This is a genomic window from Teredinibacter waterburyi, from assembly GCF_001922985.1.
Lineage (GTDB): Bacteria > Pseudomonadota > Gammaproteobacteria > Pseudomonadales > Cellvibrionaceae > Teredinibacter > Teredinibacter waterburyi.
Window position 1 is genome coordinate 1 of record NZ_MRUH01000041.1, and the last position, 1207, is coordinate 1207.

Annotated in this window: 1 protein-coding gene; it reads left to right on the top strand. The window is 39.7% G+C overall.

The features are described from left to right. The first annotated feature begins 74 nt into the window (after positions 1-74). Positions 75-1088 carry an alpha/beta hydrolase family protein gene (locus tag IDZ20_RS04875; protein ID WP_188150311.1) on the top strand — a complete coding sequence of 338 codons (1014 nt, stop codon included), beginning with the start codon at positions 75-77 and terminating at the stop codon, positions 1086-1088. The last annotated feature ends 119 nt before the right edge of the window (positions 1089-1207 follow it).

Below are 1207 nucleotides of genomic sequence, written 5' to 3' on the forward strand. Positions count from 1 at the left end.
GAACGAAAATAGGAATTTGAAGTCTCTCTTTTCAGGTAATATTGTATAAGAAAGATAATATAGGGTTGAATCGAATGAAGTCACTTTTCATTGTATTGCTTATTATGGGTTTTCCACTTCTGGCTAGCGGAACAACATTAATAGATAGCGATAAGATACTGGATCAGCAGGATTGCTTTAGCGGTAGTTTCGTAAACTATCCATCTTGGCGAAAAGCGATGGAGAGTAAGCATAAGAGGCGTCTGAAAACAGAAGGAGAAGTTACTCAAGCAATGAAAAGGTTTGACTCGCTTTTCGGTGAACAAAAGTTTAAGGAGTACAAAAATCAGTTGGCTTGTGTAACGTTTAGCTACACAGTAGATGGAAATGCCGTCAGAGGTTACGCAATTAGTCCTAAAAATATGGCCCATTCAAAGCTGCCTGTGCTTGTATATAATCGAGGTGGGAATGGGAATTTTGGTGGTGTAGTATTTGGAAAAATGATGTTAGATTTGTTTCCGCTATCGATTCAAGGATTTGTCGTTATTGGGAGTCAATACCGTGGAACGTTTTCAAGTGATAGTAAGTTACAAGACGAATTTGGTGGCAGTGATGTCAAAGATGTGACGGAATTACTAAGCTATATTCCAAAAGTTCGCGGCGCTGACCAAAATAGAATTGGCATGTTCGGTTCTAGTCGTGGCGGAATGCAAACATTTTTAGTGCTAAAAGAATCGAAAGACATAAAAGCAATAGCTGTAATAGCTAGTCCAACGGATTTGTTTAAGGTATTGGTAAAACGCCCCGAAATGGAAAATGTATATAAAAGTAAAATTCCAAACTACGACAAAAATAAAACCGAAGAGTTAAAAAAGCGTTCTGTCATAAAGTGGGTGGCTGAATTGCCTAAAAATGTACCAATTTTACTTCTACATGGCGACAATGATAAGCGTGTTTCGGTAGATCATTCAATTGAACTCGCCAAAGAGCTAGAGATGTACAAAATACCTCACAAGCTTGTGCTTTATCCGGACGACAACCATGGGCTTTTTAATAACAAAAGTAAAGCTCAGAAAGAGCTAGTAAATTGGTTCTCTCAAAATCTGTAGATGCACATAACAAGTGGCTCCACGCAGACGCCCAAACCTACGCTGCTTTTGTGGGTTTCGCTGCGCTACACTTTACCACAAAAGCCTCTCCGGTCTGGGCGCTGGTGAGCCAAGCGTTA